The 15,163-nt window shown below is 53.5% G+C and carries 15 protein-coding genes; 8 read left to right on the top strand and 7 right to left on the bottom strand.

Annotated features, from left to right (window positions below; all coding sequences use genetic code 11):
- Position 1: 1 nt before the first annotated feature.
- Positions 2-1,204, bottom strand: coding sequence for a hypothetical protein (locus A1332_RS04975; protein ID WP_064007447.1), 1,203 nt, complete (start codon positions 1,202-1,204; stop codon positions 2-4).
- Between the two features lie 532 nt (positions 1,205-1,736).
- Between A1332_RS04975 and A1332_RS04970 the strand changes: the two genes are divergently transcribed.
- The 3 genes from A1332_RS04970 (at position 1,737) to A1332_RS04960 (ending at position 4,810) form a co-directional block, all read left to right on the top strand.
- Positions 1,737-2,549, top strand: a complete 813-nt coding sequence (locus A1332_RS04970) for a formate/nitrite transporter family protein (protein ID WP_064007446.1) — start codon at positions 1,737-1,739, stop codon at positions 2,547-2,549.
- Between the two features lie 76 nt (positions 2,550-2,625).
- The gene (gene cynS / locus A1332_RS04965; RefSeq protein WP_064007445.1) at positions 2,626-3,069 is read left to right on the top strand and encodes a cyanase; all 444 of its coding nucleotides are present in this window, start codon (positions 2,626-2,628) and stop codon (positions 3,067-3,069) included.
- 19 nt (positions 3,070-3,088) lie between these two features.
- Entirely contained in the window at positions 3,089-4,810 is a 1,722-nt protein-coding gene (locus A1332_RS04960; protein ID WP_064007444.1) for a bifunctional protein-serine/threonine kinase/phosphatase, read from the top strand.
- Between the two features lie 17 nt (positions 4,811-4,827).
- On the opposite strand, the gene A1332_RS04955 is transcribed toward A1332_RS04960, so the two are convergent.
- Entirely contained in the window at positions 4,828-6,084 is a 1,257-nt protein-coding gene (locus A1332_RS04955; RefSeq protein WP_064007443.1) for a hypothetical protein, read from the bottom strand.
- Between the two features lie 71 nt (positions 6,085-6,155).
- Positions 6,156-6,440: a type II toxin-antitoxin system HicA family toxin gene (locus A1332_RS04950; RefSeq protein WP_064007442.1), complete on the bottom strand. Its 285-nt coding sequence runs from the start codon at positions 6,438-6,440 to the stop codon at positions 6,156-6,158.
- A gap of 203 nt (positions 6,441-6,643) precedes the next feature.
- Here A1332_RS04950 and A1332_RS24640 point away from each other — a divergent pair, with 203 nt between their 5' ends.
- Positions 6,644-6,805: a hypothetical protein gene (locus A1332_RS24640; protein WP_197491395.1), complete on the top strand. Its 162-nt coding sequence runs from the start codon at positions 6,644-6,646 to the stop codon at positions 6,803-6,805.
- A 99-nt stretch (positions 6,806-6,904) separates the two neighbouring features.
- On the opposite strand, the gene A1332_RS04945 is transcribed toward A1332_RS24640, so the two are convergent.
- Positions 6,905-7,207 carry a hypothetical protein gene (locus A1332_RS04945; RefSeq protein ID WP_064007441.1) on the bottom strand — a complete coding sequence of 101 codons (303 nt, stop codon included), beginning with the start codon at positions 7,205-7,207 and terminating at the stop codon, positions 6,905-6,907.
- 9 nt (positions 7,208-7,216) lie between these two features.
- Positions 7,217-7,906 (bottom strand): glutathione S-transferase, encoded by a 690-nt coding sequence (locus A1332_RS04940; protein WP_082879535.1) that lies wholly within the window; start codon positions 7,904-7,906, stop codon positions 7,217-7,219.
- A 177-nt stretch (positions 7,907-8,083) separates the two neighbouring features.
- Here A1332_RS04940 and A1332_RS04935 point away from each other — a divergent pair, with 177 nt between their 5' ends.
- Positions 8,084-9,676, top strand: a complete 1,593-nt coding sequence (locus tag A1332_RS04935) for an ABC-F family ATPase (protein ID WP_064007440.1) — start codon at positions 8,084-8,086, stop codon at positions 9,674-9,676.
- Here A1332_RS04935 and A1332_RS04930 read toward each other — a convergent pair.
- Both A1332_RS04930 and A1332_RS04925 read right to left on the bottom strand, forming a co-directional pair.
- Positions 9,673-10,491, bottom strand: coding sequence for a cupin domain-containing protein (locus A1332_RS04930; RefSeq protein ID WP_064007439.1), 819 nt, complete (start codon positions 10,489-10,491; stop codon positions 9,673-9,675). The two genes, A1332_RS04935 and A1332_RS04930, sit on opposite strands and share 4 nt — an antisense overlap.
- Before the next feature lie 18 nt (positions 10,492-10,509).
- Positions 10,510-11,112 (bottom strand): RNA polymerase sigma factor, encoded by a 603-nt coding sequence (locus tag A1332_RS04925; RefSeq protein WP_082879534.1) that lies wholly within the window; start codon positions 11,110-11,112, stop codon positions 10,510-10,512.
- Between the two features lie 330 nt (positions 11,113-11,442).
- Here A1332_RS04925 and A1332_RS04920 point away from each other — a divergent pair, with 330 nt between their 5' ends.
- The 3 genes from A1332_RS04920 (at position 11,443) to A1332_RS04910 (ending at position 15,076) form a co-directional block, all read left to right on the top strand.
- Positions 11,443-12,117, top strand: coding sequence for a DVUA0089 family protein (locus tag A1332_RS04920; RefSeq protein ID WP_064007438.1), 675 nt, complete (start codon positions 11,443-11,445; stop codon positions 12,115-12,117).
- 78 nt (positions 12,118-12,195) lie between these two features.
- Positions 12,196-13,824, top strand: coding sequence for a DUF4331 domain-containing protein (locus tag A1332_RS04915; protein WP_064007437.1), 1,629 nt, complete (start codon positions 12,196-12,198; stop codon positions 13,822-13,824).
- 73 nt (positions 13,825-13,897) lie between these two features.
- Positions 13,898-15,076, top strand: a complete 1,179-nt coding sequence (locus A1332_RS04910; RefSeq protein WP_064007436.1) for a hypothetical protein — start codon at positions 13,898-13,900, stop codon at positions 15,074-15,076.
- Positions 15,077-15,163: the final 87 nt, after the last annotated feature.

Below are 15,163 nucleotides of genomic sequence, written 5' to 3'. Positions count from 1 at the left end.
CTTAGCCGCCGAAGGAGCTGTGCGAGCCGCCGAAGAAACCGAAGCCGCCGCGTCTTGTCGAGCTATGGCTGTCCGAGCCGCCATTGCCGCGATAGCTGGAGCTAGAACCGCCGCCGTGGCTGCCGCTGCTTTGGCATTCGACCGGGTTGCCTTTGTCGTCGACGCAATCTTGTTGACGTATCCGAAAATCGTTCGGGTTGCCGGCATAGCTGGCGAGCGATAAACCGCCCAATAAAGCCAAGGACACCTGCATGGAACGGCGGGGAACCGCAGTTTGGACCGATTGGGCTTCCGGGGCGGCTTGCAACACGCTTTCCCAGGTGGATAGCCGGGGATAAAAGTCGTAGTGATAAATTGCGCCTATCGACAACAGCAGATAAAAGTCCAGTCTGTTACCGCACAGCAGAAACAGCGGCAAACCCAACCAGGCCACGCCGTTGGCGATCAATGCGGAACGGAAGGCCTGCTGCTGGGCTTGTGCAACGCGTAAGGAATAGTTCGGCACATTGACGGGTGGCTTAGTCAGCGCTTGCAATAGCGGATACGCCGCCAACGCAATGGCAACAAACACTAAGCGCATCGGCCACGCCGGCCACTGCGGCGCGTAACCGGCAAATACCGGATATTGCCAGTACAGCATGGTTGCATAAATCACATACACCAACAGATATACGCCGGTCAGCACGGCCATGAAACGGAAAGACGACACCGCTTTTTCGAATTCCACGCAGACGGCGCTGTTACTGCTCAACGGACGGCTGGAAAAATTGCCTAACCGATAGATGTTGCGGTGATACGAATCCAGCCATAATCTCAACTCTGGCGACAAAAAATTGCCCGCCACCCGAATAGACTCGCGCCTGTTTTTGTTGGAGCCATGAAAAAAGCGCCAGGATTTCACGCTATCCTGATCCTGGCTATCGGCTACCAACAAGGTATGGGTTGGAATGGTGGTTTCGCCTAGCCAACTACGTTTGACGATTTTGTTTGGATAAAAGCTAATCGATATAGTCGATACAGTGTCAAGAATCACCCAAGCCCAATAAGCGCCTAACAAAATAAAACTAACTTCGAGGATGAAAAAATTGCTCAGAAATCCGGCCCAAGCCATTAGCAAGGCTAGCGCTAATCCCAATAGAGCTAATAGTTTTTTCCAGGAGCTGTAAGTAATGACCAGTTTTTTATTAAGCGACGACGATGGCATAGGCTCGGCTACATAGGGCGATGACGTTAGAATCGGTTACTGGGTAAACGTCGGCGAAGCATAGCCGCTACTCGGCGTTTTTGCTGAAAATAGCGGATGGGAGTCTGTCGCCGGTTATCGATGCTGATTTGGAGGTTACTGGCAAACGTATCTCAGATTTATCTTTGCCTGTTTTGGTGCGTTGATAGTCCGTTTTGGTGCGCAATGTAGGTTTGGCTTAATTAGGTTAGCGGCGCAAAGCTTGCCGAGGCTGCATTTATAACGCTGGCACAATCCGTGCTGCAATTTACGCGGTGCAATGGCGCACCCTCGGTTCCCTTCAACAACGGCGTTGAAACGTTGCTGGTTTTATACCCGCAGCATGGTTTACTCGTCCGTTGTGCCTGCCTTTAATTCCTTCAGGACCTTCGCTTACGAGTAACACACCCGTTTTCAGGGGAGCCTTAGCTTGCGCACACAGGCTTAATCAAACGAATGGCGGTGCTTTTAAAACACCGACATTCATTTTGTTCCCACATTTAAAAGGTGAGTTATGTCCTATCTGGTCCCTTCGGAATTCGTCACTAAGATGGTCGATGCCGGTGAATCCAAAATCTTCATGTCAACCCGCGATACTTTAATCCGCGCCTATATGGCCGGGGCGATCCTGGCTTTGGCGGCAGTATTTGCGGTGTCGATTACCGTGCAAACCAACTCGCCGATCTTTGGAGCGATTCTATTTCCGGTTGGTTTTTGCATGTTGTATTTACTGGGGTTTGATTTGCTGACCGGCGTGTTCGTATTGACACCGTTGGCCTGGCTGGACAGGCGCGCCGGCGTGACGCTGGGCGGCATCCTCAGAAATTGGGGCTTGGTGTTTTTAGGCAATTTTCTCGGCGCTTTGACGGTGGCGGTCATGATGGCCATCGTGTTTACTTATGGATTTTCGGTCGAGCCGGACGCGGTCGGCAAAAAACTGGCTGGCATCGGCGAAGCCCGGACCTTGGGTTACGCCAAATACGGCATCGCCGGCTGGTTTACGATCTTTATTCGCGGCATGCTGTGTAACTGGATGGTATCCACTGGCGTGGTCGGGGCGATGATTTCCACCTCCGTCAGCGGTAAGGTAATCGCGATGTGGATGCCGATTATGCTGTTCTTCGGCATGACGTTCGAACATTCGGTGGTGAACATGTTTTTATTCCCGTCCGGTCTGCTGATGGGCGGTAATTTTTCGATTATGGATTATTTTGTCTGGAACGAGATTCCGACCGTGTTGGGCAACCTGGTCGGCGGCTTGGCCTTTACTGGCTTGACGCTGTATTCCACGCATATCAGAACCGCGCCGAAACGCTCTTTCAACTAATCCTTATTCGATCCGGCCTCGCCGCTGTTAAGCCAGAGGCCTTTTTCTCGCTGTTCAATGGGCAAAGGAGTTAAAGATGACACGCAACGAAGTGACCGAATTGGTCGTTACCCAAAAACTGGCCAAACAACTGAGCTGGGCGCAACTAGCCGAGGCGATTGGTTTAAGTAAGGAATGGACCACCGCCGCATTGCTGGGGCAGATGACCTTGAACGCCGATCAAGCGGCCACCATCGGTGCGCTGCTGGATTTGCCGCCAGAGGCTATCGCCCAGCTGCAAGTGGTGCCGTACAAGGGTTCGCTGCCAACTGCGGTGCCGACCGATCCGTTGATTTACCGTTTTTACGAGCTGGTGAATGTCTACGGCACGACGTTTAAGGCCTTGATTCACGAGGAGTTCGGCGACGGCATCATGAGTGCCATCGACTTTAGTATGGATTTGCAGCGCGAAGCCGATCCGAAAGGCGACCGAGTCAAGATTGTAATGAGCGGGAAGTTTCTGCCGTATAAGAGTTACTGAGGCGGATTTGCCGTAGACCATGTCCGGTCAATTAAACGTCGTCGTCGGTCAATACTCCGATAAGGGCCGCAAGGCGCTGAATCAGGATTTTCACGGCGTTTATATCGCCAAGGAACCGCAGTTAAGCGCCAAAGGCATTGCGATCGCCTTGGCTGACGGCATCAGCAGCAGCGAGGTCAGCCACATTGCCAGCCAAGCGGCGGTGACCGGCTTTCTGGCGGATTATTTTTGTACCTCGGAAGCCTGGTCGGTGAAGAAGTCGGTGCAGCGGGTGTTGACCGCCACCAATTCCTGGTTATACGCGCAAACTCGGCAAAGCCGCGATTGTTACGACATGGATCGCGGCTATGTCTGCACCTTGAGCGCGCTGGTGATCAAATCCACCACCGCGCATCTATTCCATGTCGGCGACACGCGGATTTACCGGGTGCAGGGCGACGAGTTGGAGCAGTTGACCCGCGACCACCGCTTATGGATTTCTCAGGAGAACAGCTATCTGAGTCGCGCCATGGGCATGGATTCGCGTCTGGAAATCGACTATCAAGCGCTGACCGTCAGTCAAGGCGATATGTTCGTGTTGGCGACCGATGGTGTTTACGAATACGTCAACTCCCGGTTTGTGTCCCAAACCATCCGCCAAGCCGGCGACGATCTGGACGGTGCGGCCAAAGCCATCGTTGACGCTGCCTACGAAAATGGCAGCGGCGATAATCTGACGATACAAATTGTGCGCATCGACCAGTTGCCCTTACCCAGCGCCAACGAACTGTATCAGTCCTTAACCGATTTGCCGTTCCCGCCGCAGTTGGACGCCAGAATGGCGTTCGACGGTTACACCATTGTCCGGCAGTTACACGCCAGCAGCCGTAGCCATATTTATCTGGCGGTGGACAGCGAGACCCAGGCGCAGGTGGTGATTAAAACCCCGTCCATCGACTTGCGCGGCGATCCGGCATACCTGGAACGCTTTCTGATGGAAGACTGGATTGCCCGGCGCATCAACAACCCGCATGTATTAAAGCCGTGCGCGCAGACCCGCAAACGCAATTTTCTGTATGTTGCCACGGAGTTCATCGACGGCCAGACCCTGAAACAATGGATGATCGACCATCCGCAGCCGGATCTGGAAACCGTGCGCGGCATCGTCGAGCAAATCGCCAAGGGCTTGCGGGGTTTTCATCGTCTGGAAATGCTGCATCAGGATCTGCGGCCCGATAACATCATGATAGACGGCACCGGCACGGTGAAAATCATCGATTTTGGTTCTACCCGGGTGGCGGGGGTGATGGAAATGGGTATTCCCATCGGTCACCAGCATATGCTCGGCACCGCGCAGTATGCCGCGCCGGAGTATTTTCTGGGCGAGCCGGGCTCGGTGCGTTCCGAGCAGTTTTCCCTGGCGGTGATTGCCTATCAAATGCTGACCGGCAAACTGCCTTACGGCGCGGAAGTGGCTAAATGCAAATCCATGGCTGCGCAAAATAAGCTCAGCTACGACGCCACCTTGTACCGTAACCGGGATATTCCGGGCTGGATCGACGACACCCTCCGCAAGGCCGCGCATCCCGACCCGTATAAACGCTACGAAGACTTGTCAGAGTTTATCTTTGATTTACGCCATCCCAACCCGGCGTTCTTGAACAAGACCGGTCCGGCATTGCTGGAACGCAACCCGGCGGCGTTCTGGAAAGGTGTGTCGTTTATTCTGGCGGCGGTGATTGTCGGTTTGTTGCTTAGGTGAAATGCCAGTCAGCTGAGTTAACGTTCCCGATTTACCGGCAAGGCCGCGATACGCTGTTCGATGTCTTGCATCAGTTGTTTGTAGGCTTCGCCGTCGGTGCCGCCAAAGCGGCGGATAAACTCGGCTTCGCTTAGCGATTCCGGTAAATCGGCGGTGGCCGGCATCATTTGATTTTCATCGGCGCTGGCTAATATTGATTGGATTTTCCGCGCCAGTGCCGGGCTGGTGACGGCTTGTTCGCCCATGCGCGTGCCGGCCCGGTCGGCGGCGATGTCGTTAAACGAAAAGCCGCTGCCGCCGCGCGAATCTTCTATTTCCTTAAACAAACCTACCGCATCGGCTAAAGGCGTGCGGGAATAGGCGGCCAGCATCGCCGAAACCAGGTAATGCTTGGTCAGATCGTCGCGGCCGTTCAGCGTAACCTTGCGCCAAATCGGGCGTGGCCATAACCGTGATTCCGGGACGATTTTGATTAGACGCTGTTGGTTGACGTATAGCGTCAGTACCAATATTAATGCCCGGTTTTCCGCAATCGGGTCGCCGCTGGTGCTTCTTTGTAATGCCAGTTTAAATAGCGGTTTGCTGAGATCAGTGAGACTGAGGCTTTTGTTATCTGCTTGGCTTAGTTCTGCTAAACGCTGCTGATAAGCTTCCAGTCGTTGCAGGTCATCAGGGGTTAGCAATGCGCCGCGCAATTTACCCGGTAAATCGGCCTGCCAACGATATGTGACCGTCAGGCGCTGGGGTTGAAATAGCACGTGTTTGACAATGTTGGCGAAGGCTTGCCGATCCGCCGCCGGTTGTAAGGTGTTGAGCGCCAAACTCAGCAAGGGTTTAGCCAGCACGCCGGGCAGTCGTAGTTTGCCGACAGACAGTTGATCTACGTCCGGTAGGGTGGAGGATTGCTTGAGCTCCAGCGTCAAATTCAGGTATCGGCCTACGGGATTACTGGGCAAACGCAGTGTAGCGTCGATGTGAGCCCGGCCTTTGTCGATCCGTAAGCCCGCCACGCCGTTGGCGTATTGATTGGCCAGGTAATTGATCGCCAGATCCAGTTCCTGTTGATCCAGTGCAACTCTGGCGATTGTGCCGGACTTCAGCCGGCGCGGATCGTTTTGCCGAAAAATCAGTTTGCCTCGGGCAATTTGCTCCGGGGTCAGGTCGGCTCGGGTTTGTAATTTGGGAGTATCGTCAATTGCCAGCCACAGCGTCAGCCCAAACAATACAGGTAATAGCAATACCGTCAGCAGCAAGCTTTTTGCAATCCATTTCATGGGGCGTTCTGTTCAATCCTTGCTGTTGGCAATGGCGAATCTAAGGGTTTAACACCTTGCACCGGCTTTAATTAATGCTGTTTATTTCGCTGTTCTTCATATGCGGACGGACTGATGCCTGCGCTTGCCAGATATTCGCGCAGATGTTTGATTTCTTGCTTATTGCATATGCCGCTGTGATGCGGATGATGCAACACGCCTTCGATGTTATTCAAAGTCACGTGAAAGCGGGCGCCATGGCTGGGTTGCAGGTCGGCACCCAGATGATGCAACAGCGATTCTATTTCCCGCCAATGGATGTTGCCGCTAATCGGATCCTGGAATATCGCGCGTAGCAGATTTAAATGGTGGCTCATGGCTGCATCCTCCTGAATTAATTCGATAGCTTAAGTCTGAACCGGTTTGAGGTTCAACTTGGCTCGCAGCAGCGGTATTTAATGATATTTGTTTCAAAATATGAAACAAATCATCTTATAAATGCCTTATTGTAAATAAATCGCAAAGGTTTATAGTTAAACCGTCTCCAATGAATCGACTGAAACCCAGTCAAGGCGGAAAAATGAACAAGTCAAGCAATCTGTATAAAGACATCGCCACCGGATTGTTTTTTGCAACCGGTATTTTTAGCTTCCTGTCCGGTCAGTTCGTTCTTTCCACACTGTTTTTCGGCGCTGCTTCTCTATTCAGTAATATCCAAGTGGCGAAACCTGTCCGGTTCTAAGTTTTTTCGTAGTACCTCCTCGTTGTAACGCTACACATTCCACAGCCTCCACCCTGCTCAAGGTGGAGGCTTTTTTTGTCGTTAACGGAGCGTTATCCCTCAGTCGGAATCGGATTTTTTTGAAGTATCCGAAACCACGGTATATTCGGCTTCCAGACTTTGTTCATCGGCCTGCGCATTTTTAAGTTTTCGCAGCAACCACCAGCCCCTGATGCCGATTATTGTCAGCGGAATCAGCAGTAAGGCAAAAAACGCCGAAAATACCACGGTGCCGATTATCGCGCCGGCGATCATTGCCGGAATGCTCAGCAGATTGGACAGCTTGCTTTGCGGGGGTGACTCAAGGCGGGGATGCGCAGCGGAGCTGTCGATGCGGATGGTTTTTTTGTAAACATTTAACATATCGGGCACCTATTTAATTGATACGAGGCCGGCCTCGTTCCCGAAAAGGACTAACGGGTCGTCAGTTTTCCAGGGCAAGTATTTTCGCATAACCGCTGCGAACAGATTGGATGTTAAAAAGGTGTCCAACCAATGTTGCAAAGCCGGGTAGGGCGAGTTTGCAAACCAAGCGTTATCCACTGCGGCGAACTGGCGGATAAACGGCGCAATGGCGGCATCGGCCAGGCCAAAATTAGCGCCGCATAAGAAGCGGGTCCGCTGCAAACGGGTTTCCAGCGCGGCTAAAAATACCTCGCCTTGTTGACGATAATCGGCTGACGTTTGTTCCGGATAGCGGTCCGCATATTTGTAGCGGTCTAAATAGTATTTGAATTCGCTGTCATTCCGCTCAATTAATCGCTTCGCATCTTCCGGCGATTGGTCTAGCCAATCTTGCGGATCCTGTTGTGCCAAGGCCCACAGCATAATATCCAGGCTTTGTTCGATGACTTGGCCGTTGCGTAACAGCAGCACCGGTACCGTGCCTTTCGGCGAAATAGCCAACATAGCCTCCGGTTTGTTGCTGAGCTCGATTTCTCTGAGCGCGACGCTTAGCCCCGATACGGCAATGGCCAAGCGTGCCCGCATTGCATAAGGGCAGCGGCGGAAACTGTAAAAGATCGGATAAATCTGTTCTGCGGTGGGGGGCGAAGTAAGCATATGGGGTTTTTATTGAATTTCAGTTCTTTATCGTCCGGATTGCCGGTGACACATTACTGTAAATGATCGTCGATTAAAGTCTGGTAAAATAACTGATTTTTGCGTCAACCTATTTATTTCGTCACACGCCCCAAGCGGCGCCAACGCTCTTTTTACTCCTAATCTTCGGACACTCTCTTGATTTCTACCGCTAATATCACCATGCAATTCGGGGCCAAGCCCCTGTTTGAAAACGTTTCTGTTAAATTCGGCAACGGCAATCGTTACGGCCTGATCGGCGCCAACGGCTGCGGCAAGTCGACCTTCATGAAAATCCTCAGCGGTGACCTGGAGCCGACATCGGGCAACGTCAGCGTCGATGCCAACGAACGGCTGGGTATCTTGCGCCAGAATCAATTCGCTTACGAAGAGCAGCGGGTGCTGGATGTGGTGATGATGGGTCATGCCGAGATGTGGGCGGCCATGTCGGAACGCGACGCCATCTACGCCAATATGGAAGCCAGCGAAGACGATTACATGCGCGCCGCCGATCTGGAATCGGTGTTTGCAGAATACGGCGGCTATACCGCTGAAGCCAAAGCCGGCGAATTATTGCTGGGCTTGGATATTCCGCTGGAGCAACATAACGGCCCGATGAGTGCGGTGGCGCCGGGATGGAAATTGCGGGTATTGCTGGCACAAGCCTTGTTTTCCAATCCTGACATCATGTTGCTGGACGAACCGACCAACAACTTGGACATCAACACGATTCGTTGGCTGGAAAACGTGCTGAACGAACGCAATTCGACCATGGTAATCATCTCGCATGACCGGCACTTTTTGAATAGCGTTTGTACCCACATGGCCGATCTGGACTACGGCGAATTGCGGGTGTATCCGGGCAATTACGACGATTACATGACGGCCGTGACTCAGGTGCGCGAACAATTGTTGGCCGGGAATGCCAAGAAAAAAGCCCAAATCGCCGAACTGCAAACCTTCGTGGCGCGCTTTTCGGCCAACGCTTCCAAGGCCAAGCAAGCCACGTCACGCGCTCGGCAGTTGGAAAAAATCAAACTTGACGAAGTCAAGCCGTCCAGCCGGGTCAATCCGTTTATTCGTTTCGATCAAGCCAAAAAGTTGTATCGCTTAGCCTTGGAAGCCAAAGACTTGGTCAAGGGCTACGGTGCCGAACCATTGTTCAAGAATTTGAACATGATGATCGCGGTTGGCGAGCGGGTTGCGGTAATCGGTCCGAACGGGATCGGAAAATCCACTTTATTGAAAACCCTGGTCGGTGATTTGACCCCCGATAGCGGAGAAGTCAAATGGTCGGAAAACGCCGAGGTCGGTTATTTTGCCCAGGACCATGCGGACGATTTTGCCGAAGATATGTCGTTGATCGAATGGATGGGCCAATGGCGCAAGGAGTCCGATGACGATCAAACCATTCGCGGTACGCTGGGGCGCTTATTATTCTCGCAGGACGAAATCAATAAATCCGTGAAAGTGATTTCCGGTGGTGAGCAAGGCCGGATGTTGTTTGGCAAATTGATTCTGCAAAAAAACAATGTGATGGTGATGGACGAGCCTACTAACCATTTGGATATGGAATCGATCGAATCCTTAAATGCGGCTTTGGAAAACTATCCCGGCACGCTGATTTTCGTCAGTCACGATCGGGAGTTTGTGTCCTCACTGGCCACGCGGATTATCGAGCTGACGCCGAACGGCATCGTCGATTTCAGCGGTAACTATGAAGATTATTTGAATAGTCAGGATATTAGCTAATTTTCCTTGGCGCCGCGCACGAACAGTGTTGCCCCAATATCGGTATACACGTCGTGGTGCATGCTGCCGGTCGGTGCGAGTTGGTAATCGCCGGCGCGCAGCAACACATCGTCGATAAACAAGTCGCCGTCCAGCATCATGTATTCCTGTTCCTCCGGGTGGACGCTTTTCGGAAACCCGGCTTCCGCTTCCAGCCTGTAGAAACACGACTGCCTAGTTTCATCTTGCCAGAGCGGTTTTTTCCAGACGCCCGGCATGATTTCCTGCCAAGCGCTGTTATTATCGGCATACACCGTCAAAGACCGGTCTTGGCCAAACGGCAGCAAACCGCCCAATACCTCCCGCAACACCTCGTGGGTGTCGCCCAATGAGGTACCGCGCAGATAAGCCAGTGCGCCGTGCTGAGAGCTGATGCAGCCATGACGGCTGCCGGCTGGCGAGGCATGGTAATCCAGCGGGCCGAGCCGCAAATCGCCCATTTGCAAATCGCCGCGCAAGACAATGCCTTCCTCCAGACAGTTGTGCCGGTGCGGCACCAGACTCGCGCCCGGAGCGAATTCTACCAGTACCGAGTTACCTTGCCGGCCGCCGTTCCAGAGTGGTTTGACGCGCACGCCGGTCTTAAGCGTTTGCCAGACACCGTCCTTCGCTCGTATAGTCAGCAAACCGGCCTGATTGGCGATGCTCAACGCCGCGCGCGTCAGCAGACCTTGCTTTAGCATGTCATGTCGGCCGGTGCTTAGCTCGATAGGTGACAAGCTGTCCAGCAGCAGCTGATTGAGTTGGTCTTGTTCAGGGTCGTTGGCCTTATTCATATTCAGTTCTTCATCGGATTAATGCGGTTCGGCGACGTTTGCCGCCAAAATATCTTGCAAGCTTAAGAGCGCTCGGCGGATATGCGATTTAACGGTGCCCAAGGGCATACCGCTACATTCGGCGATTTCGTCGTGGCTCAAACCGCGAAAGAACGCCAACGACAATAACTGTCTCGGCGTGGCATCCAGCGTTGCCAGTGCGGCGTGTAATCCATGACCTTGCTCGACCGCCATCAACAGGTTGGGTGGCATATCACTATCTTCGGCTTGGATTAACGCCAAAGTCTCCGGCTCCAGCTCGCATTCCTCGGGATTCAAACCCCGCAGCGCATCCAGGGCCCGGCTGCGGGCAATGGTCATCACCCAGGCTTTGGCGTTGCCTCTGCTGGCATCAAATCTCGGCGCCTGCCGCCAAACCTGCCAAAAAGTATCCTGCGCCACTTCTTCAGCTAACTGGGTTTGTCGGGTAATTCGTAGCGCCAGTCCGTAAACCTGTGCAATCAGTGCGTCGTACAAACAGCTCAGCGCGGCCTGATCGCGATCCACTACTGCAGCGATCCAACCCTGCAAAGAGGCATCGTCCGCGCGAAAACCGTCTAGGGTGTTCCAGTCTTTATTCAATTCAGCGCTCTCGTGTTTATCCTTGTGGTTTTTTCAGGGTGTTGCCCACCCCTTTGCTAGCTATACGCAAAAACTAACAGGTTTGGATGCAACAAGTACCAGCAATTTTTGTTTATATCAGATTATTCAATGCGTTATTAGCTACGTCCAACTGACTGACCCGGGCAGAATCCTGCCGAACCGTATTCGTTGCAACTATTTTTTACGAACGACTCATCCAAACGCCGGTTTGTTGCGTATTTGTGATTGCAGGCGCCTAAGTTTCAGCGATTCCGAGGATGAAAGGATAGAGCGCTTGCCGATGTTTCAACTCAATCGGAGGAATGCAACATGAAAAAAATACTAGTAATAGCCGCACTGGCGGGCGCTGCGGCGCTGCCCGGGCCGGCGCTGCCGGCAGCGTTCGATTTTAACGGCAGCTTTTCGCAAGATAACGATGTCGTGCGTTTTGACTTTAATCTTGGCTTGCCCGGGGCGGTGACCTTGTTCACCTCGTCTTGGCTGGGCGGCGGTTTCGATCCCATCTTAACGCTGTGGGATGGCGGCGGAAATCAAATCCTAGAGCAGGATGACGGTAGTTTGGGCGGCGCGCTGGTGTCGAACGGCGTCACCTACGACTACGGTGAATTCGACAGTTATATCAATCTGAATCTGGCGGCCGGGAATTACATCGCCACCTTGACGCAATACGACAACTTTTCGGTCAGCACACTCTTGGCTGATGGCTTTTTGCGCGACACCGACCCGGTGTTCACGGCTGCCTTTGCTTGCTCCAACGGTCGTTTTTGCGAAGGCTCGCTATTTGATAGCAACAATAACCCCGTCGAACCGAATCGCACCGCGGCCTGGGACGTACATATTCTAAACGTCGATAGCGCCACCGTGAATAGCGTACCGGAACCGCCAACCTGGATGCTGCTGAGCCTTTCCGGCCTGTTTTTGCTGGTTGGTCATTACTCGCGCGCCAGTAAAGCTAAACCGGTATCCGCAGAAGTATCCGTCTGACATCCATTTAGTTATTCAGCCCGTATTAACCATGCAGTCACCCGAACTGCGCGTTTATCTTTTAAAGGAAGCAAAGCTATGAAAACTCCAATTAGCCACACACGCTGGCCGCTGGCGCTATGCATCGCGCTGACAGCCATGCAACCCGCTCAGGCCGCCAACCACCGCGAAGCGCCCTTAACCGCACTCGATAACAAGGCCGACATCACCGATTGGTACGCCTTTGTCAGTTACAACGATCCCAGCAAAGTGACGATGATTCTGAATGTCGATCCTCTTCTGGAACCCAGCAACGGCCCGAATTATTTTCCGTTCGATCCGGAAATTTTGTATGAAATGAAAGTGGATAACAATTTCGACGCCGACGAAGACATTACCCTGCAATTTCGATTTAAAACCGAAAACCGCTTGCCCGGTGTATTTACCGGTTTTGTCGGGGCCGGCACGGGTATTGTCGCACCGGCTAATTCTCCTGGCCCAGTAGCTCCAGGCAGTTTGATCGTACCGCCGGCCATTACCGCACTGGACGGCCCCGGCTCGGAAGGCTTGGGCTTGCGGCAGAGTTATACCGTCACGTTGATCAAAGGGAAGGGTGCCAATCGGCAAGTTATCGATCTGACCAATCAGCAAAAGCTCTACGCGGTGCCCTCTAACGTCGGGCCGCGCACGATGCCCAATTACCAGAATTTGGCCAGCCAGGGGATTTACGATTTAGGCGGCGGGGTTAGCGTGTTTGCCGGTACCGTAGACGATCCGTTTTACATTGATTTAGGTGCCACTTTTGATACGTTTAATTTTCGCGCTGGTGCGTCCGGCGTTGGTGTGCCTGGGGTATTTTCCGAGGATCAACATGTCGCGGAAACCAAAAACTTCGCGCCTGATGATGTGGCCGGCTTTAACGTCAATTCCATTGCCATCGAATTGCCGATTGCCCTGCTAACCCAAGACGGCAAGCAACATACCGCCGGCGAAGCCTTGGCGGTGATCGGTACTTACGCCACTACCTCGCGGCCACGCACCAAAGCCTATGCCGACAGACCAGGCGGCAAACCCAAGCTTGCCAATGCCTATGTGCAGATTCAGCGCATGGGTAATCCCTTGATCAATGAGGTGTTGATCGGTACCGGCGATAAAGACAAGTTCAGCATGAGTGAGCCCAAGGATGACGCCAATTTTGCCGGCTATGTAGTGGATCCGCTGTTGGCTAGAGTCGTCAACGCGGCCTATGGCGGTGCGGTACCCATTCCTGCGCCGCCGCGCGTCAATCCTGCCAACCCCAGTTTCGACCTGGGCCCATTGGTGTTTTATGCCGCACCAATATGCCCCGGCTGTTCTCCAGTTCAACGCGGGCCGGTTGCCGATTTGCTGCGTTTAAACACCGGTATCGGCCCCACACCTTTAAGCGCGCGCAAACGCATGGCTTTCTTGGCTGGCGATACTGCCGGTTTTCCGAATGGCCGCCGGGTATCCGATGACGTTACGGATATTGCCGCGCAAGCGGTGGTTGGGGTTTTGAATCCGGCCTTTAACAGCTTTCCCAATAACCGGGTTGCCGACGGCGTGAATGCTAACGACAGAACTTATCAGGAAGTGTTTCCTTATGTGGCTTTTGCCAATAGCGGCCGGCAAAGTCGCCATGTCGATCCTACCGAATCCGGTTGTTTCGATGCGGTTTCCCTGGCTGTTGGTAGCTGTCCAAATAACTAAGCGGTGTTTTAACGATGGCCGGGGGCGGCTGTACTCGCCCCCGGTTTTGATATGCATGCCAAAGGAGAAGCCAATGAAGCACTGGCTTAGTTTAGGTTTATTGATGTCTGTTGCAGTATTTAGTGACGTGGGTGCGCAACCTTATTTACCCAAGACCGATGATGAAGTCTTGGAAGTCCTGCCGGCCAGGGGCGAGAGTTGGCTGGAAGTTCGTTACTTGCGCAAGCAAGTCGCGGCTCAGCCCAATGACGTGGAACCGGCTTTAGCCTTAGTCAGGCGTTATATAGAACTGGGCCGCGCCGAATCGGACCCGCGCTATTTCGGCTACGCGGAAGCCGCTTTGACGCCTTGGCTGGCGGTCGCGCAACCGACTGCCGAAGTGCTGACTTTGCGAGCAACCTTGTTTCAAAATCGCCATGAATTTCCGGCGGCATTGGATTATTTGAACCGGGCCTTGGCACGCCAGCCACGCCTGGCGCAAGCTTGGCTGACGCGGGCGGCGATACTGGAAGTACAGGGCCGGCACGCGGCCGGCCTAAACAGTTGTTTACCGCTACTGAAATTAGCCGAGCCGCTGATCGGCCAAGTTTGCCTGAATTCGATCTTGAGCGTATCCGGCCAGCTCGATGCCGCCTATCGTCAGTTGGCACAAGCAACAACAACTGCGCAAAGCGCTGCACCGCCGGATAAACAATGGGCGTTGACCACGCTGGCGGAAATGGCTGAGCGACTAGGCAAGGCCGATACGGCTGAAAGCTATTACCAGCAAGCGCTGCAACTGCAGCGCCGCAACGGCTATCTGTTGGCTACCTATGCCGATTATTTATTGGACCGGAATCGTTTCCAAGACGTGGTGGAATTGTTAGCTAACGATACGCGCGCCGACGGTTTGTTACTGCGTCTGGCTTTAGCCGAAAAAGCATTACAGCTGCCAACCGCCACTGCGCACATTGACGCACTGTCAGCCCGCTTTGCCGCCAGCCGCATGCGCGGCGATACCAGTCATCAAGGCGACGAGGCGCGCTTTTTACTGCATCTGTTAAACCAGCCGGAACCGGCGCTGGCACTAGCGCAAGCCAATTGGGCCGTGCAGCGCGAGCCGCGCGACGCGCGCATTTTGTTGGAAGCGGCTGTGGCCAGCGGCAAAAATCAACAACAGCTGCAACCGCTGCTGACTTTTTTAACCGAGTCCAAATTGCAGGATGTGCGACTGCAAACGCTACTCGCGCAAATTGGTGGGAGCGGAGTATGAACGGGCCGGCAAAATTCCTTCACCCCTTAAATACTGTTTGCCCTGGGCCTCTCGACTGCGCTCAGGGCTGGCCTGTCGAAGGGCTGG

This window comes from Methylomonas methanica (assembly GCF_001644035.1).
Taxonomy (GTDB): domain Bacteria; phylum Pseudomonadota; class Gammaproteobacteria; order Methylococcales; family Methylomonadaceae; genus Methylomonas; species Methylomonas methanica_A.
Note: the sequence above shows the minus strand (reverse complement) of the source record. Positions and strands in the feature narration are given on the sequence as shown.

What these genes read in the sequence shown, in the direction of transcription:
- A1332_RS04975 (WP_064007447.1), bottom strand. Translation starts at nt 1,204, where the DNA reads ATGCCATCGTCGTCGCTTAATAAAAAACTGGTCATTACTTACAGCTCC.
- A1332_RS04970 (WP_064007446.1), top strand. Translation starts at nt 1,737, where the DNA reads ATGTCCTATCTGGTCCCTTCGGAATTCGTCACTAAGATGGTCGATGCC.
- cynS (WP_064007445.1), top strand. Translation starts at nt 2,626, where the DNA reads ATGACACGCAACGAAGTGACCGAATTGGTCGTTACCCAAAAACTGGCC.
- A1332_RS04960 (WP_064007444.1), top strand. Translation starts at nt 3,089, where the DNA reads ATGTCCGGTCAATTAAACGTCGTCGTCGGTCAATACTCCGATAAGGGC.
- A1332_RS04955 (WP_064007443.1), bottom strand. Translation starts at nt 6,084, where the DNA reads ATGAAATGGATTGCAAAAAGCTTGCTGCTGACGGTATTGCTATTACCT.
- A1332_RS04950 (WP_064007442.1), bottom strand. Translation starts at nt 6,440, where the DNA reads ATGAGCCACCATTTAAATCTGCTACGCGCGATATTCCAGGATCCGATT.
- A1332_RS24640 (WP_197491395.1), top strand. Translation starts at nt 6,644, where the DNA reads ATGAACAAGTCAAGCAATCTGTATAAAGACATCGCCACCGGATTGTTT.
- A1332_RS04945 (WP_064007441.1), bottom strand. Translation starts at nt 7,207, where the DNA reads ATGTTAAATGTTTACAAAAAAACCATCCGCATCGACAGCTCCGCTGCG.
- A1332_RS04940 (WP_082879535.1), bottom strand. Translation starts at nt 7,906, where the DNA reads ATGCTTACTTCGCCCCCCACCGCAGAACAGATTTATCCGATCTTTTAC.
- A1332_RS04930 (WP_064007439.1), bottom strand. Translation starts at nt 10,491, where the DNA reads ATGAATAAGGCCAACGACCCTGAACAAGACCAACTCAATCAGCTGCTG.
- A1332_RS04920 (WP_064007438.1), top strand. Translation starts at nt 11,443, where the DNA reads ATGAAAAAAATACTAGTAATAGCCGCACTGGCGGGCGCTGCGGCGCTG.
- A1332_RS04915 (WP_064007437.1), top strand. Translation starts at nt 12,196, where the DNA reads ATGAAAACTCCAATTAGCCACACACGCTGGCCGCTGGCGCTATGCATC.
- A1332_RS04910 (WP_064007436.1), top strand. Translation starts at nt 13,898, where the DNA reads ATGAAGCACTGGCTTAGTTTAGGTTTATTGATGTCTGTTGCAGTATTT.